This window comes from Novosphingobium sp. HII-3 (genome assembly GCF_002916655.1).
Lineage (GTDB): Bacteria > Pseudomonadota > Alphaproteobacteria > Sphingomonadales > Sphingomonadaceae > Novosphingobium > Novosphingobium panipatense.
Map to the genome: position 1 here is coordinate 66,472 of NZ_PPSM01000057.1, position 25,840 is coordinate 92,311.

The window sequence follows — 25,840 nt, forward strand, 5'->3', positions numbered from 1 at the left end:
GGCCGATTAAAAGCAGCGGCTGCGCGAAGCTTCGCGCAGCCGTCAGGAAAAGCGCCGAGGACACCCGTCGTGTAATTTAGTTGCTTACTTGAGCAACACCATCTCCTCCGACATCGTCGGGTGGATGGCCACGGTGGCATCGAAATCGGCCTTGGTAAGCCCCGCCTTAACGGCCACGGCGGCGACCTGCATGATCTCCGGCGCGTCCGGCCCGATCATGTGAATTCCAAGGATCTTCTCAGTCTCCACATTGCATACCATCTTGTACAAGGACCGCTCGTTGCGGTGCGCGACGACGTTCTTCATGGGACGGAAGTCGCTCGTGTAGACCTTGACAGATCCGAACTTCTGCGTCGCCTGAGCCTCCGTCAACCCGACGCCGGCAATCGGCGGATGGCTAAACACCGCGGACGGAATGCAGGAATAGTCGACCGTCGTCGGCTTGTTGCCGAAGAGCGTGTCAGCGAACGCCTGCCCCTCGCGGATGGCGACGGGGGTAAGCTGGACGCGATCCGTAACATCGCCGACGGCATAGATGCTGGGCACGTTCGTGCGCGAATTCTCGTCGACCTCGATCGCGCCGCGATCGGTCAGCCGGACTCCGGCACTTTCAAGACCAAGACCTTCGATATTCGGTACGCGCCCGGTGGCGAACAGCACGCTGTCGACCGCGAGCGGCTCGTGGTTGGACATGAACACGAGCAGCGAGCCGTCCTCCTGCTTCTCGATCTTCTCGAAAGCCGCGTTGAAACGAAAGTCGATGCCCTTTGTGAGTGAGATCTGCAGCAGACGGTCACGTACGCTCTCGTCATAACCGCGCAGCAACTGATCAGACCGGTTCATCAGGGTGACCTTGGCCCTGAACTGGTGAAAGATGCCCGCGAACTCGTTGGCGATATAGCCCGCTCCTGCGATCAGAACGCGCTTGGGTATCGCATCAAGGTGGAACGCCTCATTCGATGTAATGCCGTGCTCATGGCCCGGGCAGGAAGGAACGTGCGGGCGAGCACCCGTGGCAATGAGGATATAGCGTGCCGTCTTCTTCTCGCCGCTCGCCAGGGTGACCTCGTTGGGACCCGTGATCGTGGCGCGCTGGTGGTAGATCTCGACGTTGTTGTTCTCGAGCGTCTGCGTATACAGGCCGTTCAGCCGATCAACATCGCTCAGCACGTTGTCGCGAAGCTTCTTCCAGTCGAACGTGCAGCCTGAAATCTCCCAGCCGAAGTGCGTCGCATCCTCGAGATCCTCGGCGAAATGAGCACCGTAGACGAGCATCTTCTTGGGTACGCAGCCACGGATCACGCAGGTGCCACCGACCCTGTGCTCCTCAGCCACGGCTACCCGCGCGCCGTGCGCGGCCGCGACCCGGCTGGCCCGGACACCGCCAGAACCTGCCCCGATGGTGAAAAGATCGTAGTCGTAGTCAGCCATGCGAAAAATGCTCCCTAGGGTCCGGGGGCGCATATGGGACATGGTTGTTCCGATTGCCACCCGCCGGGGAGCGGAGCCCGATTTTCATCGGCGTCAACACATTCTTCCCGGCCCGGGGAACCAAACAGCATTTCTCTACTTTTACGATTGAGTTATAGCAGCAACGGCGAATTGGGAGATCCCCATGGCGAGCTTGCACGAAACCGAACACACGAAGCGCCCCTTGATCCTGCTCGTTCCCGGTCTGGAGGGGAGCGGCCCCGGGCACTGGCAACGCCGCTGGTCCGAAGAGTTGGACGATTGCCAGGTCGTTGAATTGGGCAGCTGGGACAACCCCCATCGCAACACATGGATCAACCGCCTCAACCTTGCGGTATATCGCGCGAACCGGCCGGTCGTGATCGTCGCCCACAGCCTTGGCTGCATCCTGACGGCCTGGTGGTCCAAGTTCGAGCAGCCCGTATCGACTGGCGCGGTCGTGGGCGCGATGCTGGTCGCACCGCCGGAGGTGGACTTCTTCCCGCGCGACGAACGCCTGACCGGTTTTTCCCCCACACCCGCCGAGGCGCTGCCCTTCCCTTCGCTGCTCGTCGCCAGCCGCAACGATCCATGGATGGGTTTCGAGACGGCGAAGAGCCTGGCCCGACGTTGGGGCAGCACCCTCGTCGATGCGGGCGACGCGGGTCACATCAACGCAGACTCGGGACTTGGCAGCTGGGATCACGGCAAGGCGCTCCTTGCCCGGCTGATCCAGAGCGTTTCCGGACCGGCGGCGGCCGGAACGCGGCCCCGTCAGCCAGGCCGGGACGAAGGTCTCGCGTTCCGCACCTGATGAGGCCCGCTACGTTTCAGGTGGACCGCCCCGGCCGCCCGGGACCACCGGTCAGCCGATGCCGGCAAGCGAGAGCAGCGCCATGGTCGAGGGGTCGAAATGGGCCTCCCCCTGCTCGATCTGCTTTGCGATTTCCTTGCCCAATTCCACGCCGAACTGGTCGAAGGGATTGATCCCCATGAGCACTGCGTTGGCGAAGGTGCGGTGCTCATGGAAGGCGATCAGTGCCCCGAAGGTGGCCGGCGTCAGGTCATCCACCAGGATCGTCGCCGAAGGTCGGTCGCCCGGGTAAACCCGCGCCGGATCCTCGCTCGCCTTGCCCGCCATCAACGCCGCACCTTGCGCGAAGCAGTTGGAAAGCAGGATGCGGTGATGATCGCTCGCGAGATCGTGACCGGGAGCGATCGAGGCTATGAAGTCCACCGGCACCAGGTTGGTGCCCTGATGCAGCAGCTGAAACACCGCATGCTGCGCATCCGTGCCGACGCCGCCCCAGGTGATCGGTGCAGTGGGACCGTCCACCGGCGAGCCGTCCAACTTCACCGACTTGCCGTTCGACTCCATTTCCAGCTGCTGCAGGTAGTCCGGCAGCAGGCTCAGACGCTCGTCATACGCAAAGACCGCGCGTGTCTGGCAGCCACGCAGGCGGGTGTAGTACTGGTCCGCGAAGGCGGCGCGCAAGGGCAGGTTGGCCGCGCCATCCGTGTCCCGGAAATGCAGGTCCATGGCGGCCGCGCCGTCGAGGAACTCCGCGAAGTCGGGCCAGCCCAGGGCCATCGCCACAGGGAAGCCGATCGACGACCACAGCGAGTACCGACCGCCCACGCTTTCCGAGAACGGCAGAATGCGGGTTTCGTCAACGCCCCACTCGATCGCCTTTTCCGGCGCGGCCGTGAGGGCCACCACACGGCCATAGGGATCCTCTATTCCGTTTTCGCGCAGCCAGATGAGAACGCTGTCGGCATTCGTCATCGTCTCGATCGTGGTGAACGTCTTCGAGGCGATCGCAAGCATCGTCGTGGCCGGGTCGCATCGGGCGAAAGCCTGTTCCAGTGCACAACCGTCGATGTTGGAGACGACATGCACATCCACCATGGCCCCCTCGCGGGCGAGGGCATCGATCGCCAGCGCCGGTCCAAGGGCCGACCCGCCGATGCCCACATGGATGAGGTGTTTGACCTCACCCATCGCCCCCCGGTGAATGGCCTCCACGATCGCTGCCATGCGGTGGTGGTTTTCCGCGGCCGTCCTGACGCTGTCTTCCTTGCCGATTCCGCGCTGCGCCGTATGCTCGGCGGCACGCCCTTCGGTCGGGTTGACGATGCCGCCGTCGAACAGCGCGGACCGACGTCCCGCGAAGTCCATCTCTGCCGCGAGTTCCTCGAACAGGGCGATGTGAGGGGCATCGAGGTGACTCTTGGACCAGTCGAAGAGGATGCCTGTGGAGTTCTCCTCCTCACCGAGGTCGAACCGGGTCGCCAGCCTGTCGAGCCGCGAGCAGTCGGCATCGAAAAGCTGCTTCAGAGTCGGCTTGTCGAGGCCCTGCAGCTTGTTCCACACCGCTTCGCTCATGCCACGCATCTCCTTCTAAGGCGTTTCGGCCCGCCTTATGCGTTCCGGGGCCGCGAAAACCAAGCCCGGCCTGTGCATTTATCGATGCGGGTCAAAGGTTGGTCTGGATCGCTCTTGACGGAACGGTGCCCGCGTGAGCAAGGGTTTGACCCATGAGCGACACCCACAGCGCGACCAAGATCGAAGCACCTGGCACTGATACCGGAAAACCCGCTGCCAAGCCCAAGAAGGACGAGAACTTCTTCTCCTTCCTTTTCTGGCTGGTGCTCGGAGTCGCGGTGCTGCGCAGCTTCATCATCTCGCCCTTCAACATCCCGAGCGAATCCATGCTGCCGCGGCTCCTGACCGGCGATTACCTGTTCGCCACGAAGTGGTCCTATGGATACTCGAAGTATTCGCTGCCCTTCAGCCTTCCGCTGATCCCCGGGCGCATCCTCGCGAGCCAGCCGGAGCGTGGTGATGTCGTGATCTTCAAGGCTCCACCGCAGAACGACATCGACTACATCAAGCGCGTGATCGGATTGCCCGGTGACGAGATCCAGATGAAGGGCGGCCAGCTTTGGATCAACGGCACCTCCGTACCCAAGGTGAAGGTCGCCGACTTCGTGGTCCCCGTCAGCCCCAACACGGATTGCGGCCCCGGCTTCGAGAAGGTGCTCCATGGCAGGGAAGTCTGCGCCTACCCGCAGTTCCGTGAAACACTGCCGAACGGCAAGAGCTACAACGTGCTCGACATGGCCGCCACGCCGCAGGACGACACCGGGGTCTTCGTCGTGCCCGAGGGTCATCTGTTCCTGATGGGCGACAATCGGGACAACTCGATGGACAGCCGTTTCCCGCCCGTCGAAGGCGGCGGCGTGGGAATGGTTCCCCAAGCCAATCTGGTCGGCAAGGCCGCGCTCATGATGTTCTCCACCGACGGCTCGGCCGAATGGATCAAGCCGTGGACCTGGTTCACCGCCGCTCGGTGGAGCCGCATCGGGAGCGTGATCTGAGTGCTTGAAGGCAAGACCCGCGACTTCCTGATCAAGCACGCCGGCTACGAGCCGATCGATGCGGCCCTTTGGCAGTCCGCGCTCACGCACGGCTCCACCGGCGAGAAGCGCAATTACGAACGGCTCGAGTTCCTGGGCGATCGGGTTCTCGGCCTCTCCGTCGCCGAATGGCTGTTCCGCAACAGCGACGAGGCGGAAGGCCGCCTTTCGCAGCGGCTCAATGCCCTCGTCAGCCGTGCCACCTGCGCCATGATCGCGCGCGAGATCGGCCTCGGCCCTCACATTCGTCTGGGCAAACAGGCCCGCGATGACGGAGGAGAGGATTCCGACAACATCCTTGGCGACGTGATGGAGGCGCTGATCGGCGCCTGCTTTACCGAGCGCGGTTTCCCTGCCGCCCGGGACATGGTGCTGCGGATGTGGGAGGACACGCTTCAGGGCAAGACCGGCAAGCGCAAGCATCCCAAGTCCGCCCTTCAGGAGTGGGCCGCCGGGAATCGGCGGCGCATGCCCGAATACACGCTTGTGGACCGCTCCGGTCCAGATCACGCTGCACGCTTCACGGTCGAGGTTTCCGTCCACAACGTGGGAGCGGCACAGGCCACTGCGCATTCCAAGCAGGACGCGGAAACACGTGCAGCAGAAGAATTCATGAGGAAATTCGGATGACCCAACACTGCGGTCTCGTCGCCGTCATCGGCGCGCCCAATGCGGGCAAGTCCACGCTCGTCAACGCCCTTGTCGGCCAAAAGGTGGCGATCACCTCGGCCAAGGCGCAAACCACGCGCGCACGCCTTCTCGGCATTGCGCTTGAGGGGGACGCCCAGATCATCCTGGCGGATACCCCCGGCATCTTCGCTCCCAAGCGCCGCCTCGACCGCGCCATGGTCGCTGCGGCCTGGGAGGGCGCGCAGGAAGCCGACGCTCTCCTCCTGATCGTAGACACGGTGAAGCTGCGCCGCCACGAACTCATGCCACTGCTGGAGACGCTGAAGGACCGGCCCGAGCGCAAGGTTCTGGTGCTGAACAAGGTGGACGCCGGTGCCAAGGAGAAGCTGCTGCAACTGGCACAGGAATTCACCGCCGAAGTCACGTTCGACGAAGTGTTCTTCGTGTCGGCGTTGACCGGCGACGGCATACCGGAACTCAAGTCCTGGCTTGCCCGGCTAATGCCGGAGGGCCCGTGGCACTATCCGGAAGATCAGGTGTCCGATGCCAGCGAGCGCCTCCTCGCCTGCGAGATCACCCGTGAGCAGCTTTACCGCCAGCTTCATGAGGAACTGCCCTACGACGCCGCCGTCCGCCCTGAAGCCTACACGCAGCGCAAGGACGGTTCGGTCGAGATCCGCCAGCAGATCGTCGTCGCGCGCGACGGCCAGCGGGCCATCGTGCTGGGAAAGCGGGGAGCCCGGATCAAGGCCATCGGCGAGGCGGCACGCAAGGAGCTGACCGAGGTGCTGGGGCAGAAGGTCCATCTTTTCCTTCACGTGAAGGTCGAAGAGAACTGGGCCGAAACCAAGGACATCTACGAAGAAATCGGCCTGGACTGGGTGAAGTAATGAAGCGACCCCCTGCGGGCGCATGGCTCACGGCCGCCCTGCTGTGCGCCTGCGCCGTGCCTCTCACCACTGCTGCCGCCGCAGAGAAGCCGGTTGCGGCTGCTGAAAACCTGGCCGGGCAACGCTACGTTGCCATCGGGTCGTCCTTTGCAGCGGGCCCGCAACTGCCGCCGGCGAAGCCCAGCTGGCCGGCACGCTGCGGGCAGAGCTTCAGCAATTACCCCACCCTCCTCGCCGCGCGTTTCGGCATGGAACTGATCGACCGCTCGTGCTCCGGCGCGACGACGGATCACGTCCTTGGCCCCTGGGCCGAGGTCCCGCCTCAGATCAACAGCGTCACGCGGGAGACGCGGCTGGTCACGATCACCATCGGCGGCAATGACCTGTCGTATATCGGCAATCTCTTTTCCGCGACCTGCGCCTTCAACGCCCGGGTCATCGCCACGCAGGGCTCCAACGGTCGGGCCTGCGGACCAGTATACGTGCCAAGCGAAGCAGACTACGTTCGTGACGAGGCGCAGCTGAACGAGATCGCGCGGCGGATCAGAACCACCGCTCCGCAGGCCCGCATCGTCTTCGTCCAGTATCTCACCCCGCTTCCGGCCCCCGGCAAGCTGTGTGCCGTGACGCCGGTGAATGAAGCGGACGCCGCTATCGTGCGTGAAATTGGACGGCGACTGTCCGAGATCACCGCCCGCGTGGCGCAGGCTCATGGTGCAATGCTGGCCAGGATGGACGTCGCGTCGGCGTCGCACACACCGTGCGATGAGGAACCGTGGATGATCGGCTCACCGGAAGGCTACGATGGGCGTCAGGGACTACAGTGGCACCTGAACCGGGCGGGCATGGAAGCCACCGCCGAAAGCGTGGCGACCCTCCTGATCGAGAGCGGCGTGCGGCCGGTGAAGACACCAAAACCGGCTGAAGCGACACCCGCAGGCACGCCGGTGCCGCTCCGTCTGGTGCCAAAGCCCCTGCCCGCCCCCACAATCTCGGTGCCGCCGCCGGTCGGCAAGCCCAACCGGACGCCGACCCCGCAACCGGCGAACGGCAAGCGCAGCTGAGAAGCCCCCCGGCCGCGACCGGGGATGCCTCTTATCGTGCCTTCGAGATGGTCATCCCATGCTGGCGCGCCGCATCCTTGGTGGATTCCTCGGTGCGGTTGAGCGCCTTGGCGATCTCCTTCAGGCCCTTTCCCTTTCCGGCGAGGGCCTGAAGCTTCTGCAGCTCTTCCGGCTTCCACGGCTGCTTGTGCTTGGCAACCTTATCGCTCATTCTGCAGCCTCCTTGGTCTTCCTGGCAGGCGCCTTCCTGGCAGGCGCCTTCGTTGCCCCCTCCTTCTTGGCAGGGGCCTTCTTGGCGGGTGCCTTCTTGGCCGCAGCCTTCTTCGGCGCCGCCTTCTTCTTGCCCTTCGCAGGCCCCTTCGCCGCCTTTTCGTCGATCAGGGTGATGGCCTGCTCCACGGTGAGGTCCTCTGGCTTCTGGTCGCGCGGGAGCGTGGCGTTGGTCGTGCCATCCGTGACGTAGGGGCCGTAACGCCCCGCAAGCACCTTGATCTCGCCACCGGTGGTCGGATGAGCGCCAAGTTCCTTGATCGGCTCGGCCTTGGTCCGCGAAGCGGCGCCGCCCCGGTTGGCGGCGTCGGCCAGCAGAGAAACGGCCGCGTTCATGCCGGTGTCAAAGACTTCAGCGGTACTGCGCAGACGCGCGTACTTGCCGTCATGTGCCAGGTACGGACCGTAGCGGCCGATACTGGCGGTGATGTCCTTCCCGCTTTCAGGGTGCTGGCCGATGGTGCGCGGAAGGCTGAGCAGTTTTATTGCCCAGTCCAGCGTCAGCTCGTCGATGTCCTTGGGAATGCTTGCGCGCTTCGCTTCCTTCCCTTCACCCAACTGGATGTATGGCCCGAAGCGGCCCGAGCGACGCACGATATCCTCCCCGGTCTCCGGGTCCTTGCCCAGCGCTTCGTCCTCGCCCGCATCGGCAGTGCCGCCGGGCTGCGCGAACTTCCGGGTGTACTTGCACTCGGGATAATTGGAACAGGCGACGAAGGCGCCGTAGCGTCCGCCGCGCAGGGCAAGCCGCCCGTCGCCGCACTTGGGGCAGAGGCGCGGATCGCTGCCGTCATCCTTGGGCGGAAAAAGGTAGTCGGACAGGAACTCGTCCAGCGCCTCGGTCACCTCCGAAGGCTTCTTCTCCATGACCTCGTCGGACTTCGGCTTGAAGTCGCGCCAAAAGGCTTCGAGCAGGGCCTTCCATTCCTGGCGGCCGCCGGAAACGTCGTCGAGTTCATCCTCCATCCCGGCGGTGAACTCATAGGCCACGTAGCGCGGGAAGAAGCGCTCGAGGAACGATGTCAGGAGACGGCCCGATTCCTCAGCAAAGAAACGGTTCTTTTCCGTCCGGACGTAATTGCGGTCCTTGATGACCTGGATCGTGGCCGCGTACGTCGAAGGACGACCGATGCCGAGTTCCTCAAGCCGCTTCACCAGGCTCGCTTCGGAGTAGCGCGGCGGGGGCTGCGTGAAATGCTGCTCGGCGCTGACGTCCTTCTTAGCCGGCATGTCGCCTGCCTGCATGAACGGAAGAAGACCGCTCTCGTCGTCCTCGGTCTTGTTGTCCTGCCCTTCCTCGTAGACCGCCAGGAAGCCCGGGAACTTCACGACCTGCCCGGTCGCGCGCAGTTCGTTGCGGCCAGTGCCATCGCGCAGGGTGATGGTCGTGCGTTCCAGCGCGGCCGAGGCCATCTGGCTGGCCATCGCACGCTTGAAGATCAGATCGTAGAGACGCGCCTCGTCGCCGGAGCCATGGCGCTCCTTTGTGAAGTCCGTGGGGCGGATCGCTTCGTGCGCTTCCTGCGCGTTCTTCGCCTTGGTTGCATAGTGGCGGGGCTGTTCCGGCAGGTAGTGGCCGGAGAAGCGCTCCGAAATTGCGGATCGGCAGGCCGAGATCGCGCTCGGGTCCATCTGCACGCCGTCCGTACGCATGTAAGTGATGGCGCCGGCCTCATAAAGCGTCTGCGCCACGCGCATGGTCTGGCTGGCAGAAAAGCCGAGCTTGCGCGCGGCCTCCTGCTGCAGGGTCGATGTCGTGAAAGGCGGCTGCGGATTGCGCCGATGGGGCTTCGTCTCGACCCCCTCGACCTTGAAGGCGCCCTGCTCGACGGCGGCCTTCGCGCGCATGGCGGTGCCTTCGTCGCCAAGGCTCAGGCGGTCGAGCTTCTGGCCATCGAACGTGACCAGCTTGGCCGTGAAGTCGGTTCCGTCATGCGCCATGAGCGCCGCGACGGACCAGTATTCCTGTGGCCTGAACGCCTCGATCTCACGCTCGCGGTCGACGATCAGCCGCAAGGCGACGGACTGGACGCGGCCGGCAGACTTCGCCCCCGGCAGCTTGCGCCACAGCACCGGCGAAAGCGTGAAGCCGAAGAGGTAGTCGAGAGCGCGGCGGGCGAGATAGGCGTCGATCAGGTCCTGATCCAGCTCGCGCGGCTGGGTCATCGCCTTCGTTACGGTGTCCTTGGTGATGGCGTTGAAGGTGACGCGCTGCACGTCCTTGGGCAGCGCCTTGCGCTTCGCCAGCAATTCACGCACATGCCACGAGATCGCCTCCCCTTCGCGATCAGGGTCAGTTGCGAGGATCAGCCGGTCGGCACCCTTGGCGGCGTCCGTGATCGCCTTAACCTGGCGCTGCTTGTCGCCATAGAGCTCCCAGTCCATCTCGAAGCCCTCGTCCGGGCGAACCGATCCATCCTTGGGAGGAAGGTCGCGGACGTGGCCGTAGCTGGCGAGGACCTTGTAGTCCTTGCCCAGGTACTTCTCGATGGTTTTCGCCTTGGCCGGCGATTCTACAATGACAAGCTGCATTCTCTGATCCGGTCTGCCCCTCGCGTGCGCGCACGCATACATACACGTACAAGGTGGGTTGCGTCCGACGCTGCCGTCAAGCCCTGCCGCGGCGCTCCCTTGCCGCATTAGGATGACGGGATAAAGCGGCATATCGCAGCAGCCCTCCTGTCCCACCCTGCGCGCCACATCCCGACGGCGTGGCAGGCCGGGCTCAAGCCAGGCTGACGCGGCCTCCGGCGTGGCGTGCGAGCCGCCCGTCCAGTTCCAGTTCAACCAGCGCAAGCTGAACCGCCGCCGCTGCAGCGCCCGACTGGCGGATCAACTCATCAACCCCGACGGGTGTCGTGGTGAGAAGGGAGAGGACCTCCTCTCCCGGCACGGCAAAGCTCTCGACCGCCGTGTCTGCCGCACCGTCTCCCTCCCTCTCCGCACCGTCGCTGCGAGCCGTCCCTGCGGACGCGTCGAGAAGTTCGAGGACGTCTGCGGCATCCTGCACCAGGGTCGCGCCTTCGCGGATCAGATGGTTGCAGCCATGCGACCGGGGGTCGAGCGGCGATCCCGGAATTGCCATGACATGGCGCCCCATGTCGTTGGCGAGTCGCGCCGTGATGAGTGAGCCGGACTTCGGAGCCGCCTCCACGACGACTGTTCCTAGACTGAGCCCGGCGATGATGCGGTTTCGTGCGGGGAAGTGCCGTGCCAGCGGCTCCGCCCCCAGTGGCTGCTCCGCAAGAAGCAGTCCACGCGTGGCGACCTCTTCCTGAAGCGCGGCGTGCTGAGGCGGATAGGCGATGTCTATGCCGCTGGCGATGACACCCACTGTACAACCCGCCGTGAGGGCGCCCTGATGGGCGGCGCCGTCGATCCCCCTTGCCAGGCCGGAAACGACCGTCCAGCCTTCGCCCGCCAGATCGTGCGCGATTTCCCGCGCCAGCCTCATCGCCGCAGCGGAGGCATTGCGCGCGCCGACCATGGCGACGCAGGGCCTGGCAAGCACCGACAGATCACCGCGGTAGGTGAGGATGGGTGGCGAACCGGGGCTCTGATCGAGCAGGAACGGGTATTCGGGCGAATCGTGGAAGAGATACCGCACTCCGGCCTTGCGGGCGCTGGCGATCTCTTTCTGGATCGAACGCTCGTCCGCCAGCACGCAGGCGCGGCTCGCCCGGTCGGGGAGCTCCGGCAGGGTCGCGACAGCATCGAGAGCGCTGCCGAAGCGGGCCAGCAGGTGCCGGTAGGTGATCGGTCCGAGGTTGGACGAACGCAGAAGCCGGATCCGGGCGAAGGCCTCTTCCTGGGAAAGCCCGCCCGCTGCGCTCACTTGGCGCTGCCGGTCTTGCTGCCGCCGATACGGGGTTCGGTTCCGGCGCGCAGCCGGGTGATGTTCTCCCGATGCTGGAACAACACGAGGGCCGCAATGACGGCAAGGACGAGCCCGGCTTCAGGCCGACCGAAGCCATAGGCGGCGAGCGGCGCGACGACAGCCGCCGTCATCCCTGCGACCGACGATATGCGCACGAGAGCCAGCAGGCTCAGCCATGTGACGGCATAGGCCAATCCCACGGGCCATGCGAGGCCGAAGGCAACACCGGCCGTGGTCGCGACGCCCTTGCCGCCCTTGAAGCCGAGCCAGACCGGGAAGCAGTGGCCGAGGAACGCCCCAAGCGCGGCGAGCGCGGCCGCTTCAGGCCAGAATTGCGCCGCGACCAGCACGGCCGCAAAGCCCTTGAGCAGGTCCAGCAGAAGGGTTGTGGCCGCAAGACCCTTGCGGCCCGTGCGTAGCACGTTCGTCGCGCCAATGTTGCCGGAGCCGATCGAACGCAGGTCGCCCGCGCCGGTCATCCGGGTGAGTATGAGGCCGAACGGCACGGAGCCGAAAAGGTAGCCAAGTCCAAGTGAGAGAATCCACGCCATGCAGCGGCCTTAGCGTTCTATCGGGCTTTGCAGAAGACGGCTTGCTGCATTCGTCGTTGCCGGGATGGCTCTCGGGCGGTTAACAGATGTCAAGGTCCAGGGATTGAAGATGGCATCCGATATCACGAGCGCGCCCGAAATGGCCGCTACAATGCCGGCGCGGGTCGATCCGGCCTCGCCGATACTGCTGTTCGACTCGGGCGTTGGCGGGCTCACGGTTCTACAGGAAGTCCGCAAGGTGCTGCCTGATGCGCCGGTGATCTATGCCGCCGATACCGCTGGCCTGCCTTATGGCACGAAGACGGAGGCCCAGATTGCCGCGCGGGTGGCGGGGCTCCTTGGCCGTATGACCGAACGGTTCCGGCCCCGACTGGTCTGCATCGCGTGCAACACGGCATCGACCATCGCCCTCGGCATGGTGCGCGACGTTTTGGAAGTGCCGATCGTGGGCACGGTGCCTGCGATCAAGCCCGCAGCCATGATGACCAAAACAGGCGTGATCGGGCTGTTGGGGACACAGGCCACGATCCGGCAGGCCTATGTCGACCGTCTCGAGCACGAATTCGCCGCCGACCGGCGATTGCTGCGCCACGGGGCTCCCGGCCTCGTCGAGGCGGCCGAGGCCAAGCTGCGCGGTGAACGCGTCGATCCGGCGCTCATACGGCACGCAGCGGAGGCCTTGCGGTCGCAGCCGGGCGGAGATCGGATCGATACCGTCGTGCTCGCCTGCACGCATTTCCCCCTCGTCGAGGATGAACTTGCGGAAGCCTTCGGGCCGGGCGTGACGTTCGTCCACGGAGCGGCCGGCATCGCGCGGCAGGTGGCTCGTCTCACAGCAGGTCAGGAGTACGCGCGTTCATCGGCCGACCTGGCCCTGTTCACGGGATTGGGCAACCTGCCCTCATCCTACGCGGCACGGTTGCCAGCCTATGGCCTGACCCGGATGGAACGGTTCTGAAGCGCCCGGCGTTCTCCCGGCGGTAATTGATGACGATCAATGCAGAACCCGCCGCAGCGTCGCAATTGCGCCCATGGCCCCGGGACGTGCTCGCGGAAAACCCGTTTTCCGCAGGCACGTTTTCCGATTAGCGTAGGCTCATAAGCAACTGGCAATAGGAACGCCGATACGGTATTGGCCACCGCAAAAGCGGTCCGGGCAACGGATGCGGCGCTGAGGACAGGCGGCAGGGCAGCCAAGGCAGGACAAGTCGACACGTGAACTACGAACACATTTTCGACCAGGCGATCGAGCGCCTGCACTCCGAAGGCCGCTACAGGGTCTTCATCGACATCCTGCGCAACAAGGGTGCCTACCCGAACGCGCGCTGCTTCGCAGGCCATAACGGTCCCAAGCCGATCACCGTCTGGTGTTCCAACGACTACCTCGCCATGGGCCAGCACCCGAAGGTCATCGAAGCCATGGAGGAGGCGCTGCACGACGTCGGCGCCGGCTCCGGCGGAACCCGCAACATCGGCGGCAACACGCATTACCACATCGACCTGGAGCACGAGCTTGCCGATCTCCACGGCAAGCAGGGTGCGCTGCTGTTCACCTCCGGCTACGTCTCGAACGATGCCACGCTTTCGACCCTCGCCAAGCTGCTGCCGGGCTGCGTGATCTTCTCGGACGAGCTGAACCACGCCAGCATGATCGCCGGCATCCGCAATTCCGGGTGCGAAAAGAAGGTCTGGCGTCACAACGACCTCGAGCATCTCGAGGAACTGCTGGCGGACACCGATCGCAACGTGCCGAAGCTGATCGCCTTCGAATCCGTCTATTCGATGGACGGCGATGTGGCGCCGATCCACGCGATCTGCGACCTTGCGGAAAAGTACAACGCCCTCACCTACATCGACGAAGTCCACGCGGTTGGCATGTACGGTCCGCGCGGCGGCGGCATCACCGATCGGGACGAGGCGGCACACCGCATCGACATCATCGAGGGCACGCTGGGCAAGGCGTTCGGGGTCATGGGTGGCTACATCGCCGCCGACACCAAGATCATCGACTGTATCCGCTCCTACGCCCCGGGCTTCATCTTCACCACCTCCCTGTCGCCGGTGCTGGTGGCGGGCGTGCTTGCCTCCGTGCGGCATCTCAAAAGCTCCAGCGTCGAGCGCGAGGGGCAGCAGCGTTCGGCCGCGATGCTCAAGCAGATGTTCCGCGACGCGGGCCTGCCCGTCATGGATTCGGTCACGCACATCGTCCCGCTGATGGTCGGCGATCCCGTCCGCGCCAAGCAGATCAGCGACATCCTCCTGGCGGAATACGGCGCCTACGTGCAGCCGATCAACTTCCCCACCGTGCCGCGCGGAACGGAGCGCCTGCGCTTCACCCCGGGGCCGGCGCACACCGAAGAGATGATGCGTGACCTGACCGACGCTCTGGTGGAAATCTGGGACCGGCTGGAGATGCGCCTCGCCGCCTGAAGCGGCTGACAATGTCTACGGCAGGTCGAAACGGGTCTTTTAACCTGCGCCATGAATACCCAACTGATGCCGCACTGCAGCGACCGGCCGGTCGCCCTCGCAACTGCAACACCAGAGGACATTTCATGGCGAAGCTCTTCGAGCCCCTCACCCTCGGCGATACCACTCTTGCCAATCGCATAGTCATCGCGCCGATGTGCCAGTATTCCGCCGAAGACGGGCGGATGACCGACTGGCACACCATGCATCTGGGACAACTGGCCCAGTCGGGCGCAGCCATCCTGACGATCGAGGCCACTGCCGTCGTGCCGGAAGGACGGATCTCCTACGCCGACGTCGGCCTGTGGGATGACGCCACCGAGGAAGCGATGCGCACCACGCTGGAAAGCGTTCGCCGCTGGTCCGACATGCCCATCGCCATCCAGCTCGCCCATGCAGGCCGCAAGGCGAGCACGGCCAAGCCATGGGACGGCGGCGCTCAGATCGCGCCTGACGCGCCTAACGGCTGGCAGACGGTCTCAGCCTCCGAGTTGCCCTTCGAGGAGCACGAGCACCCTCCTGTGGCCCTCGACAAGGAAGGCCTGGCCCGGGTTCGCGACGCCTTCGCCGATGCGGCCCGCCGTTCGGCTCGGTTGGGGATCGATGCCATCCAGATCCACGCCGCACACGGCTACCTGCTCCATCAGTTCCTCTCCCCCCTCTCCAACACCCGCACTGACGAGTACGGCGGCTCTCTGGAAAACCGCATGCGCTTCCTTCTCGAAGTGTTTGACGCGGTCCGGGACGCCTTTCCGGCGGAGAAGGCCGTCACCGTACGCCTTTCGGGCACGGACTGGGTCGAGGGTGGTTGGGATATCGAGCAGACGATCGCTGTTTCCAAGGCGCTCGAAGCACGGGGCGCCGCGGCCATCCACGTGTCGAGCGGCGGCCTCCACCCCGCTCAGAAGATTCCGGTAGGGCCCAACTACCAAGTGCCGCTGGCCCGCGCGGTCAAGCAGGCCGTGTCCATCCCGGTTATCGCGGTTGGCCTCATCACGGAACCGGAGCAGGCGGAAGCGATCGTGGCGACCGGAGACGCAGATCTCGTCGGCGTGGCCCGGACCGTTCTCTATGATCCGCGCTGGCCGTGGCATGCCGCCGCCCAGCTCGGCGCCACGGTGAAGGTTGCCCCTCAATTCCTGCGCAGCCAACCGCGCCTGTACAAGGACCTGTTCACCGCGGATTGACCCCGGACCCCGCCCGGCGCACCGTAAGGCTCGCCGGGCGTTCCCGCACCGGTTAGCGGTTCGCCACACGCAGAAAAGCCCGCCAGCTTAGCGCTGACGGGCTTTTCATATATACTGAAAGGTCGGGCGGACCGGAATTCAGCGCAATGAGACGACGTTGTCGGACACACGCGGATCCTTGCGGCCGGTGTAGAGGCTTGCCATCGGCTCATCCTCGACGGTCACGATTTCACCGCCGCCGAAACCATTGAACGCAGTGCGCATGGCAGCCCCATAAGCGCCCAGCATACCCACCTCGATCCAGTCCCCGGCCTTGATGTCGGCCGGCAGCAGGAACGGACCTTCCATGAAGTCCGCATCGTCGCACGTCGGGCCGTAGAAGGAGAACTCCTGCATCTCGCCCGTGTGCTCGCCATCGTGCGCGATCGCCTTTACCGGGAAGCGCCAGGCGACGTGAGCCGCATCATAAAGGGCACCATAGGCACCGTCGTTGATGTAAAGCTCGTCGCCGCGGCGCTTCTCGACCTTCACGATGAGGGAGTTGTACTCAGCCGACAGCGCGCGGCCGGGCTCGCACCACAGCTCCGCGTTGTAGGCGATCGGCAACGCCTCGAAGTGGCGGTGGATGATCGCGAAGTAATCCTCCAGCGGCGGTGGTTCCATGCCCGGATAGGAGGAAGGGAACCCCCCGCCCACATCGACCATGTCGATCACGACACCCGCTGCGGCAATGGCGGCACGGGCGCGCTCGAGCGCCTGCACGTAAGCGAACGGCGTCATGGCCTGCGAGCCGACGTGGAAGCACACGCCTAACCAGTCCGCGACCTGGCGGGTGGCTTGAAGCAGTTCACCCGCGTCCGCCACATCGATGCCGAACTTCGAGGCAAGGCTCAGTTCCGAATACTCGGACGAGACCCGCAACCGCACACAGAGGCGCAGGTCCTTCGCGGCGTTGCCCAGAGCGTCAGTGGTCGCATCCACGATCTTCTCGACTTCCTCGATGGTGTCGAGGCTGAACGTGCGAACGCCATGCTTGAAGTACGCTTCACGGATCGCGCTCGCGGTCTTGACCGGGTGCATGAAGCACAGGGTCGCGTCCGGCAGCGTCTGGCGCACCATGCGCACCTCGGCAATCGAGGCGACATCATAATGCGTGATGCCGTTGGCCCAGAGAATCCTGATCAGGTCCGGCGACGGGTTCGCCTTCACCGCATAGAGCGACTTGCCCGGAAACTTCGTAGCGAAGAAACGAGCGGCGCGCGCCGCAGCATGCGGGCGGTTCAGGATAACGGGTTCGTCAGGCGCGAGGGAGCGCGCTACGGCCGGTGCGTCGAGGTGAATGTGCAACTCAAGGGACCCCCAAACGGTGTTTAGCGACAAGGCTGCCTTGCGGTTTGGAAGTCCCCATGGGGCAGCGAGGGGCGGATATAGGGTTCAGCACATGAATCGCAAGTGAAAAACGGGGCATTTTCCAAAAACACTGACGGTGCTGTCCCGCACAGGGACCACGGTACCCCTACATTGGTAATACGTAGCATCTTCAAGGATTTGCATCCGAGTCTCCCGACCTGCCCGGCAAAGGGTGGATCACCTTTCGGTGCGGCATATCAACGTTTGCAACGCGTCACCGGCTGCGGACGATCCCCTTCGAGTCGCAATTGCAGGATCGATCGTCCCCGAGGCGCGACGGGGCGCCTTTCCAACCGCTGAGGGGGCCGACGCCTTGTCAGCTCAGGCGGTTGCGGAAATCCTCATAATCGAACTTGCGGATGCACTCGAGCGAGTCGGTTTCGGAGTCCCACAGCCAGATCGAAGGCAGTGGCACGCCGTTGAAGGTCGTGGTCTTGACCATCGAGTAGTGCGCCTGATCGAGGAAAGCGAAACGCTGCCCCACCTCCGGACCGGCCGGAAGGACATAGTCGCCGATGACATCGCCTGCCAGGCACGACGGCCCGCCGAGACGTACCGCCTCGCCCGCGCCCTCACCTTCCTGCCGCTCACCCAGCAGCGCGGGACGATAAGGCGCCTCGATTACGTCAGGCATGTGGCAGGTGGCCGATATATCGACGACCGCCACAGGCATGCCGTTCCAGCCCACGTCGAGCACAGTGCCGACAAGGATGCCGGCGTCGAGAGCGACGGCTTCGCCCGGCTCGATGTAGATCTCGGCTTGGGTGTCATCGGCCATGTCGGCAAGGAACTGGACCAGCTCCTCGCGCTGGTAATCCGCCCGGGTCACATGGTGCCCACCGCCGATGTTGATCCACTTCAGCTGGCCAAAGTATGGTTCGAGGAAGTCGAACACCTTGTCCCAGGTACGACGCAACGGCTCGAAGTCCTGTTCGCACAAGTTGTGGAAGTGAATGCCGTCGATCATACCGACATGCTCTTCCGTGAGCTGATCGATCGGGAAGCCGAGGCGGGAATGAGGTGCGGAAGGGTCGTACTTCGGCACCTCGCCCTCGGCATGAAGAGGGTTGATGCGAAGGCCGATGTCGAAGTCTTCGCCGCGCGCGCGCGCCAACTCTATGAAGGGCCAGAAGCGCTCGATCTGAGCGGGCGAGTTGAAGATGACGTGATCGGAGAGGCGCAGGATCTCATCCATGTCCTCTTCCTTGTACGCCGCGCAGTACGTCGCGATCTCGCCGTCGTAGAATTCCGAGGCCAGGCGCGCTTCCCACAAGCCCGACGTGCAGACGCCGTCGAGATACTCGCCCACAATGGGCGCGGTGGACCACATCGAGAAGGCTTTGAGCGCGGAGAGAACCTTGGCTCCGGACCGCTCGCCGATATCGGCCAGCACGCGCAGGTTGTCGCGCAGCTTTGCCGCGTCCACCACGAAGGAGGGGCTGTCCACCCGCGAGAGGTCGAAGTTGGCAAATGCGCCCGGATCGCCGGCTCTGGTTTCCATGTGTTTCAGTCCCGTCTCGCCAGCCGGTCAACCCAGCGGGCCCTTGAAGATGAACCAGGCCCCTGCCCCGACGAGGGAGAAGCCCACGATCTCGTTCCACCCCGGTTTCTGCCCGAAGAGTGCCCAGGCTACCAGCACGAAGGCCACCAGTGAAAACGCCTCTTGCATGACCTTGAGCTGGCCCAGCGAGTAAACCTGCGCGCCGATGCGGTTGGCAGGCACGGCCAGGCAGTATTCGAAGAAGGCGATGCCCCAGCTCATCAACACCGCCACCCACAGCGCCTTGCCGGGCACTTTCAGGTGGAGATACCAGGCCGTGTTCATAAACAGGTTCGAGCCGGCCAGCAGAGCCGCCGGAGCCAGCGCCGTCCAGTTCATCGTGCCGTCAATCGATGCAGAGCAGGTCCACCCGGCTGCCGCCGTGTACTTCGGCCACGCAGCCGAACAGGCGATTGTCGGCCTGGCACTGGCCCGATATATTGGCGGTCTTGCCCATGTCGTCCTTGCTGCCGATGCAACGCCCCTCGCACTGCGAACTGTCGGTGCACTGCTTGCCCGCGTCGGCATAGGAGCGTACGCACATCTCCATGCTCGCCCGGCCGCGGCGCTGAACGGTGCCCCCGCCCGACGTGCAGGCTGCGCGATCAGCAGCGCTCAGGTCCCGTGAGAGCGATCGCCCGTCCGCAGCCTCAGGCGTCGGCGCGGCGGCCTGCGGCGTACAGGCGCCGAGCACGAGTACGCCCAGCGCCGCGACTGCGAGGTGACGCAGCGCCCGCATCAGAACGGCAAGGGCGCCGGCAGCTCTTCGACGGTCCAGGGCAGGCCGTGCTTGTTTAGCATATCCATGAAAGGATCCGGATCGAACTGTTCCATGTTGAACACGCCCTCCCCGGACCATGCGCCGGTCACGATCATGGCCGCGCCGATCATCGCGGGAACACCGGTGGTGTAGCTGACCGCCTGATTGCCGGTTTCGGCATAGGCGTCCTCATGATCGCAGATGTTCTTGATGTAGAACGTCTTCTCGCCCGATCCGTCGAGCGCTTCGCCCGTCGCGATGTCGCCGATGTTCGTCTTGCCCTTCGTCGTCGCCCCCAGCGATGCGGGCTCCGGCAGGACGGCCTTGAGGAACTGCAGCGGCACGATCTCGACGCCGTTGTACATCACAGGGTCGATGCGCGTCATGCCCACGTTCTGCAGCACGGTCAGGTGCTGGATATATGCGTCGCCGAAGGTCATCCAGAAGCGCGCGCGCTCCATTTCGGGGATGAACTTCGCGAGGCTTTCCAGCTCCTCATGGTACATCATGTACATGTTCTTCGGGCCAACGCCTTCGAAGTCGAACTCGACCTTCTTGCCCATGGCAGGCGTTTCGACGAAGTCACCGTTCTCCCAGTGACGGGCCGGCGCCGTCACTTCCCGGATATTGATTTCCGGATTGAAGTTGGTCGCGAAGGCCTGCCCGTGGTCACCACCGTTGCAGTCCAGAATGTCGAGCGTGCGGATGGTCTTGAGCTTGTGCTTCTTGAGCCACATCGCGAAGACGCTTGTGACGCCCGGGTCGAAGCCCGAACCCAGCAGCGCCATGAGGCCCGCTTCCTTGAAGCGCTCCTGATAGGCCCATTGCCAGTGGTATTCGAACTTGGCGACATCCTTCGGTTCGTAGTTCGCGGTGTCCATGTAATGCGTGCCGGTCGCCAGGCAGGCGTCCATGATCGCGAGATCCTGGTACGGCAGGGCGAGGTTCACGACCAGCTTGGGCTGGATCCGACGAATCAGCGCCGAAGTCGCCTCGACGTCATCCGCGTCGATGGCATAGGTTGCGATGGTGACGCCGGTGCGCTGCTTCACCGAATCCGCGATGGCTTCGCACTTGGAAACCGTACGGCTGGCGAGATGGATGTCCGAGAAGATATCGGGATTCATCGCCATCTTGTGGACCGCGACCGATCCGACGCCGCCTGCGCCGATCACCAGAACCTTGCTCACCAACCTGTCTCCTTCGGCCAAGGCCATTCGAAAGAGGGCCATATAGTGCGCCTGCGTGACAACTCAACTGTACGGTCCACAACCGGCTGCGCACGCCCACAGGTTGAATGGACACTCTGCGGACTGTAGAGCCCGACCATGGATTTCGACGACCAGCTTCGCCGCTACTTCGGCACTGCCGATCTGGCCACCATCGCGCCCACGACGCTGGAAACCGGTGTCGACCGCATGAGAGTCGAATTCGGCATGGAGCAGGATCGCGGGCGTCGCTTCGCCCTCTGGACGCTCATGTACATGTTCGGCGCCGCGCCGGACCTCGACGTCGCCTTTGAGGACGAGGACGACAGGAACGCCGCCCGCGACTTCATGGACATGATGGATGGGGCGAACGGCGGCCTCTAGCCGCCTTCAGCCTCGGAGGCGTCCCGCACGAAATAGCTGGCCAGTTCGACATGAGTGGACCACCGGAACTGCCCGACCGGCCGCAGTTCCGCCAGACGAAAGCCGGCATCGACAAGACGCGCCGCATCGCGGGACCAGCTTGACGGATTGCAGCTCACGTAGACCACGCGGCTAACCGAGGAGGCGGCGATGCACTCGACCTGCTCACGCGCTCCCGCCCGGGGCGGATCGAGAACGACGGCTTCGAAGCGGCTCAGTTCATCAGGCTGAAGCGGGTTGCGGAACAGATCCCGGTGGGCACAGAACACCGGAAGCTGTGCCCGATCCGCGGCCGCCTTGCACGCCAGATGAGCATCCCTCGCCGCTTCTGCCGCAAGCACTCTAGTGTCCGGGCCAGCTAGAGCGAAGGCGAACGTGCCCAGCCCCGAAAACAGGTCGGCTATCGTAGCGGCACCCTGTAGCCATCCTCGTGCGGCATCGACGAGCGCCTTTTCTCCATCGGCTGTGGCCTGCAGGAACGAGCCCGGCGGAAACGGCACCTGCACATCACTCAGCGTCACTGTGACCGGTTCAGGCTCCCAGACCGTCTCGAAGCCGTAGCCGCCATCCATCGTCAAGCGGGCAAGCCGGTGTTGGCGCGCGAAGTCCAGCATGGCTTCGGTGGCGCTCAACCCCTCGGCAACAAGCCCTTTGATGCCAAGGTCGACGCCCTGATCCACCAGCGTCATTTCGATGTCGGCAGCCATACGCGGCATCGCCTGTGGCTTGGCCGGCTTGCCGCCCTTCCTCGAGCCGGACTTGCCCGCCGCGCTCTTGCCCATCACGATCAGCAGCCTGCGAAGTGGCGCGACGAGGGCGAAGAGTTCGGCTGCGAGGACGTGGCATTCCTCCAGTTCGACGAGGCGGTGCGATCGGGCCTCCCGAAAGCCGATGACGATGCGGCCACCCGAGCTTTCCGCGCGCAGCGACGCCCGGCGACGGGAGTACGGCGGTGAGAGATGCGGCGCCGCCAGATGCTCTGCCCCCAGCTCCTGCGCCGCGGATGCATTCGCGACCCGCCCTTCGACGAAGCTCGAGAGGCTTTCCTCGTCCAGCTGCTGCAGCTGGCAGCCACCGCAACGGCCGAAGTGGCGACACGGCGGGGTGACGTGGTGCGGCCCCCATTCCAGCGTACCGTCGGCCTGAAGCCAATCGCCCGGCGCAGCCCCCCAGGCGAAGCGCCCGGATGCGGTCACGCCATCCCCCTTGGAGGCGATGCGCAGGATTTCTTCGGGCAGAAGCTGTTCGATATCGTCGGTCACAGGCAGGCCGCTAGCGCAGCGGGCACCGCCTGCGCAAGCTGTCCTGCGGTAAAGGCCGGCGGACAAAGCCGCGCTGCCTCACCGTGCAGCCAAACACCCTGGCATGCGGCTTCGAAGGCATCCACCCCGCTTGCCACGCGGCTGGCGATGATGCCGGCAAGGACATCCCCGGTCCCTGAGGTGGAGAGCCATGAACTTGCGCGGGACGCACAGGCCAGCCTTCCCTCCGGATCCGCGACGAGAGTGTCGGGGCCCTTGGCAACCACGATCATGCCGCTTGCCAAAGCGAGAGCGCGCGCCCGCTCGGGCCTGGTCCCCACCCCGTCGAGTCCGAACGCGCGCTCCAGAGCAACGAATTCGCCTTCGTGCGGGGTAGCTATCGTGGCGGCCTGACGTTCCGCCAGTTGCCGGCTGCCCAGCAGAACCAGGGCGTCCGCGTCGAGAACGACCGGCACCGGGTCGGCCAGAGCGATGGCCAGCCGCTCGCGAGCGGAAGCATCACGGCCGAGCCCCGGGCCCACCAGTATCGCGGCGTTCCTGTCGTCCGTCAGCACTTCGGTTAGAGGCCCCTGCTCCACCACCACGTCCATCGGGACACTGCGCTTGCTCTCAGCGAAAAGCTTCACGTAGCCAGCGCCCGCGCCTTGGGCGCCCACGCTCGCCAGCACCGCCGCGCCCGGCATGGCGCCGCTGACGACGGCAAGAAGGCCCCGCTTGTACTTGTGCGCGTCGGCGGCGGGCGCGCGCGCAACTGGACGGCCAATCGCGGTCGCGGCGCCCGTAACAGCGGCAAGGCCGATGCCTACCCGCTGCAAGCGCCCCATACGCGCCGCAGCGGGCATGAGGAAATGCGCAAATTTCCAGGCGCCCAGTGCGAGGGTCAGGTCGTAAGCGGGAAGCCCATCATTCAGCACCATGCCCGAATCAGCCTGTACCCCGCTCGGCAGGTCCACGGCAATGCGGCGAGGGTGGAGAGCGGCCAGATCCGCCAGGGCGCCGGCATGCTGCGGCGAGAGCGGGCGGGTCAGTCCGGTGCCGAACAGGCAATCGACAAGCACCTCTCCGTGCGGCGCCTCTGCGACGTCAAGCACAGGACCCTGGTAGCGAGCCCGGGCCTCCCTGCACGCCGCGGTGGACGGCTCCCCGCCGACCACCACCGCGACGTTGCCGCCACGTTCGCGCAGGGTCTCGGCAATCACGTAGCCATCGCCGCCGTTGTTGCCGGGCCCACACAGCACGGTCACCCGGTGCCGTGCGGCCAGCCGCCAGACCCACTCGGCCGCCCCGCGCCCGGCTGTTTGCATCAGGGAGCCGACGGTCTCGCCCGCTTCGATCAGAAGCTGCTCGGCATCACGCACCTGCTGCGCTGTCAGGATCTGGTCGCTGTGGGGCATAGGCTTCACCGTTCGCAGGAGTGGAGGACGTCTGCGCCATCGTAGCGGCAGCACCGCTGCGAACAAGACACCCGCCCCGCCTCCGGCGAAAGGGCCGACTTACCCTCGCTTGAGCTGGCTCACGTCCCGGATGGCGCCGCGCGCCGCGCTGGTCGTCATCGCGGCATAGGCCTGCAGCGCCGCCGACACCTTGCGAGGTCGCGGATGCACCGGGGACCATGCCGCATCGCCCCGCGCTTCCTGCTGCGCACGCCGGTGGCTGAGCACCTCATCCGAAACCTTGAGGTTGATGGTCCGCCCGGGGATATCGATCTCGATGGTGTCGCCATTCTCGACCAACCCGATTTCCCCGCCCTCAGCAGCTTCGGGCGAGGCATGACCGATCGAAAGGCCGGAGGTGCCGCCTGAGAAACGCCCGTCGGTCAGCAGAGCGCAGGCCTTGCCCAGCCCCTTCGACTTCAGGTAGCTCGTGGGGTAGAGCATCTCCTGCATGCCGGGGCCGCCGCGCGGTCCTTCGTAGCGGATGACCACGACGTCGCCCGCCGAAACCTGGCCACCAAGGATCCCGGCAACGGCCGCATCCTGCGATTCGTACACGCGTGCCGTACCGGTGAACTTCAGGATCGATTCGTCGACGCCCGCAGTCTTCACGATGCAGCCATCGCGCGCGATGTTGCCGTAGAGCACCGCCAGGCCACCGTCCTGGCTGAACGCATGCTCCTTGGAGCGGATGACGCCATTCTCGCGATCGAGATCGAGCGACTCCCAGCGCCGGGACTGGCTGAACGCCGTCTGCGTCGGCACCCCCCCGGGCGCGGCGCTGAAGAACTCCTGCACTGACGGCTCATTGGTGCGGCTGATGTCCCAGCGGTTCAGCGCATCGCCCAGCGTCCTGGAGTGCACGGTCGGCAGGTCGGTGTGCAGCAGGCCCGCACGGTCAAGCTGGCCCAGGATCGCCATGATCCCACCGGCGCGGTGAACATCCTCCATGTGAACGTCGTTCTTTGCCGGCGCCACCTTCGACAGGCATGGAACCTTCCGGCTCAGACGGTCGATGTCCGCCATGGTGAAGTCCACGCCTGCTTCGGCCGCGGCGGCCAGCAGGTGCAGCACGGTGTTGGTCGAACCGCCCATGGCGATGTCGAGGCTCATGGCGTTCTCGAATGCCTTGAAGCTGGCGACGCTGCGCGGCAGCACGCTTTCGTCCTCCTGCTCATAGTAGCGTTGGCACAAGTCCACCGCGAGGCGACCCGCTTCCAGAAACAGGCGCTTGCGATCGGAGTGTGTAGCGAGCGTGGAGCCGTTCCCCGGCAGGGACAGGCCCAGAGCTTCAGTCAGGCAGTTCATCGAGTTCGCGGTGAACATGCCCGAACAGGAGCCGCAGGTGGGGCAGGCGGAACGCTCGATCGCCTTGACCTCCTCGTCGGTATAGCTCTCGTCCGCTGCGGCGACCATGGCATCAACGAGGTCGAGCGCCTGCTCCTTGCCCTTCAGCACGACCTTGCCGGCCTCCATCGGCCCGCCGGACACGAACACGGCGGGGATATTGAGGCGCATCGCGGCCATCAGCATTCCCGGCGTGATCTTGTCGCAGTTCGAGATGCAGACCATCGCATCCGCGCAGTGTGCGTTGACCATGTACTCGACGCTATCGGCGATGAGATCACGACTCGGCAGCGAGTAGAGCATGCCGTCGTGGCCCATGGCGATGCCATCGTCGACAGCGATGGTGTTGAATTCCTTCGCCACGCCCCCGGCCGCCTCGATTTCGCGTGCGACGAGCTGGCCCAGATCCTTGAGGTGGACGTGGCCCGGCACGAACTGAGTAAACGAATTCACCACCGCGATGATGGGCTTGCCGAAATCGGCGTCCTTCATGCCCGTCGCACGCCATAGCCCCCGCGCACCCGCCATGTTGCGGCCGTGGGTAGAAGTGCGTGAACGATAGGCAGGCATTTGCGGGACTCCGGAAGGTGGCGCCTCACGCGCCAGGCGAGCTGCCCCTACAGTGCATTAGGTTTCAACACAACGCATCA

General features: G+C 64.9%; 23 protein-coding genes. 9 read left to right on the forward strand and 14 right to left on the reverse strand.

Annotated elements, in window-relative coordinates:
- Window positions 1–84 precede the first annotated feature (84 nt).
- Window positions 85–1,431 (reverse strand): glutathione-disulfide reductase, encoded by a 1,347-nt coding sequence (gene gor / locus C2R25_RS16810; RefSeq protein WP_103730310.1) that lies wholly within the window; start codon window positions 1,429–1,431, stop codon window positions 85–87.
- A gap of 184 nt (window positions 1,432–1,615) precedes the next feature.
- Between gor and C2R25_RS16815 the strand changes: the two genes are divergently transcribed.
- Window positions 1,616–2,263 carry an alpha/beta hydrolase gene (locus tag C2R25_RS16815; protein WP_103730311.1) on the forward strand — a complete coding sequence of 216 codons (648 nt, stop codon included), beginning with the start codon at window positions 1,616–1,618 and terminating at the stop codon, window positions 2,261–2,263.
- A 51-nt stretch (window positions 2,264–2,314) separates the two neighbouring features.
- Here the strand turns inward: C2R25_RS16815 and pgi are convergent, their stop codons facing one another.
- On the reverse strand, window positions 2,315–3,835 hold the full coding sequence (gene pgi, locus C2R25_RS16820) for a glucose-6-phosphate isomerase (protein WP_103730312.1): 1,521 nt from the start codon (window positions 3,833–3,835) through the stop codon (window positions 2,315–2,317).
- Window positions 3,836–3,987: 152 nt separating this feature from the next.
- On the opposite strand from pgi, the gene lepB reads away from it, so the two are divergent.
- Genes lepB through C2R25_RS16840 form a run of 4 tightly spaced genes read left to right on the forward strand, consistent with a single transcriptional unit; the run spans window position 3,988 to window position 7,453 of the window.
- The gene (lepB, locus tag C2R25_RS16825) at window positions 3,988–4,830 is read left to right on the forward strand and encodes a signal peptidase I (protein WP_103730313.1); all 843 of its coding nucleotides are present in this window, start codon (window positions 3,988–3,990) and stop codon (window positions 4,828–4,830) included.
- The gene (gene rnc, locus C2R25_RS16830; protein WP_103730314.1) at window positions 4,831–5,499 is read left to right on the forward strand and encodes a ribonuclease III; all 669 of its coding nucleotides are present in this window, start codon (window positions 4,831–4,833) and stop codon (window positions 5,497–5,499) included.
- Window positions 5,496–6,389, forward strand: a complete 894-nt coding sequence (gene era / locus C2R25_RS16835; protein ID WP_103730315.1) for a GTPase Era — start codon at window positions 5,496–5,498, stop codon at window positions 6,387–6,389. The genes rnc and era overlap by 4 nt, the downstream gene beginning before the upstream one ends.
- Complete coding sequence (locus tag C2R25_RS16840; protein WP_103730316.1) at window positions 6,389–7,453, forward strand: SGNH/GDSL hydrolase family protein; 1,065 nt, start codon at window positions 6,389–6,391, stop codon at window positions 7,451–7,453. Before era ends, C2R25_RS16840 begins: the two co-directional genes overlap by 1 nt.
- Before the next feature lie 31 nt (window positions 7,454–7,484).
- Here C2R25_RS16840 and C2R25_RS16845 read toward each other — a convergent pair whose 3' ends face one another.
- The 4 genes from C2R25_RS16845 to plsY all read right to left on the reverse strand — a co-directional run bounded on the left by C2R25_RS16845 (window position 7,485) and on the right by plsY (window position 12,151).
- On the reverse strand, window positions 7,485–7,664 hold the full coding sequence (locus C2R25_RS16845; RefSeq protein ID WP_103730317.1) for a hypothetical protein: 180 nt from the start codon (window positions 7,662–7,664) through the stop codon (window positions 7,485–7,487).
- Window positions 7,661–10,255 (reverse strand): type I DNA topoisomerase, encoded by a 2,595-nt coding sequence (topA, locus tag C2R25_RS16850; protein WP_103730318.1) that lies wholly within the window; start codon window positions 10,253–10,255, stop codon window positions 7,661–7,663. The genes C2R25_RS16845 and topA overlap by 4 nt, the downstream gene beginning before the upstream one ends.
- Window positions 10,256–10,448: 193 nt before the next feature.
- The gene (gene dprA, locus C2R25_RS16855) at window positions 10,449–11,558 is read right to left on the reverse strand and encodes a DNA-processing protein DprA (RefSeq protein ID WP_103730319.1); all 1,110 of its coding nucleotides are present in this window, start codon (window positions 11,556–11,558) and stop codon (window positions 10,449–10,451) included.
- Entirely contained in the window at window positions 11,555–12,151 is a 597-nt protein-coding gene (plsY, locus tag C2R25_RS16860; RefSeq protein ID WP_103730320.1) for a glycerol-3-phosphate 1-O-acyltransferase PlsY, read from the reverse strand. The genes dprA and plsY overlap by 4 nt, the downstream gene beginning before the upstream one ends.
- Before the next feature lie 109 nt (window positions 12,152–12,260).
- Here plsY and murI point away from each other — a divergent pair, with 109 nt between their 5' ends.
- The 3 genes from murI to C2R25_RS16875 all read left to right on the forward strand — a co-directional run bounded on the left by murI (window position 12,261) and on the right by C2R25_RS16875 (window position 15,807).
- Entirely contained in the window at window positions 12,261–13,109 is an 849-nt protein-coding gene (gene murI, locus C2R25_RS16865) for a glutamate racemase (protein WP_199183865.1), read from the forward strand.
- A gap of 257 nt (window positions 13,110–13,366) precedes the next feature.
- Entirely contained in the window at window positions 13,367–14,581 is a 1,215-nt protein-coding gene (hemA, locus tag C2R25_RS16870) for a 5-aminolevulinate synthase (protein WP_103730321.1), read from the forward strand.
- Between the two features lie 125 nt (window positions 14,582–14,706).
- Window positions 14,707–15,807, forward strand: coding sequence for an NADH:flavin oxidoreductase/NADH oxidase (locus C2R25_RS16875; RefSeq protein ID WP_103730322.1), 1,101 nt, complete (start codon window positions 14,707–14,709; stop codon window positions 15,805–15,807).
- Between the two features lie 138 nt (window positions 15,808–15,945).
- Here C2R25_RS16875 and C2R25_RS16880 read toward each other — a convergent pair whose 3' ends face one another.
- From C2R25_RS16880 to C2R25_RS16900, 5 genes are all read right to left on the reverse strand, one after another.
- Window positions 15,946–17,154 carry a type III PLP-dependent enzyme gene (locus C2R25_RS16880; RefSeq protein WP_103730323.1) on the reverse strand — a complete coding sequence of 403 codons (1,209 nt, stop codon included), beginning with the start codon at window positions 17,152–17,154 and terminating at the stop codon, window positions 15,946–15,948.
- A gap of 379 nt (window positions 17,155–17,533) precedes the next feature.
- Window positions 17,534–18,718: a carboxynorspermidine decarboxylase gene (locus C2R25_RS16885; protein ID WP_103730324.1), complete on the reverse strand. Its 1,185-nt coding sequence runs from the start codon at window positions 18,716–18,718 to the stop codon at window positions 17,534–17,536.
- Between the two features lie 27 nt (window positions 18,719–18,745).
- The gene (locus tag C2R25_RS16890) at window positions 18,746–19,096 is read right to left on the reverse strand and encodes a DMT family protein (RefSeq protein WP_103730325.1); all 351 of its coding nucleotides are present in this window, start codon (window positions 19,094–19,096) and stop codon (window positions 18,746–18,748) included.
- Between the two features lie 7 nt (window positions 19,097–19,103).
- Window positions 19,104–19,496, reverse strand: a complete 393-nt coding sequence (locus C2R25_RS16895) for a hypothetical protein (RefSeq protein ID WP_103730326.1) — start codon at window positions 19,494–19,496, stop codon at window positions 19,104–19,106.
- A complete protein-coding gene (locus tag C2R25_RS16900; protein WP_103730380.1) occupies window positions 19,496–20,707 on the reverse strand; it encodes a saccharopine dehydrogenase family protein in 1,212 nt (403 codons plus the stop codon). The genes C2R25_RS16895 and C2R25_RS16900 overlap by 1 nt, the downstream gene beginning before the upstream one ends.
- 138 nt (window positions 20,708–20,845) lie before the next feature.
- Between C2R25_RS16900 and C2R25_RS16905 the strand changes: the two genes are divergently transcribed.
- Window positions 20,846–21,109: a hypothetical protein gene (locus C2R25_RS16905; protein WP_103730327.1), complete on the forward strand. Its 264-nt coding sequence runs from the start codon at window positions 20,846–20,848 to the stop codon at window positions 21,107–21,109.
- Here the strand turns inward: C2R25_RS16905 and C2R25_RS16910 are convergent.
- The 3 genes from C2R25_RS16910 to ilvD all read right to left on the reverse strand — a co-directional run bounded on the left by C2R25_RS16910 (window position 21,106) and on the right by ilvD (window position 25,760).
- The gene (locus C2R25_RS16910; protein WP_233204095.1) at window positions 21,106–22,410 is read right to left on the reverse strand and encodes a class I SAM-dependent RNA methyltransferase; all 1,305 of its coding nucleotides are present in this window, start codon (window positions 22,408–22,410) and stop codon (window positions 21,106–21,108) included. The two genes, C2R25_RS16905 and C2R25_RS16910, sit on opposite strands and share 4 nt — an antisense overlap.
- Entirely contained in the window at window positions 22,407–23,804 is a 1,398-nt protein-coding gene (locus tag C2R25_RS16915) for an NAD(P)H-hydrate epimerase (protein ID WP_103730328.1), read from the reverse strand. Before C2R25_RS16915 ends, C2R25_RS16910 begins: the two co-directional genes overlap by 4 nt.
- A gap of 99 nt (window positions 23,805–23,903) precedes the next feature.
- Window positions 23,904–25,760: a dihydroxy-acid dehydratase gene (gene ilvD / locus C2R25_RS16920; protein ID WP_103730329.1), complete on the reverse strand. Its 1,857-nt coding sequence runs from the start codon at window positions 25,758–25,760 to the stop codon at window positions 23,904–23,906.
- Window positions 25,761–25,840 lie beyond the last annotated feature (80 nt).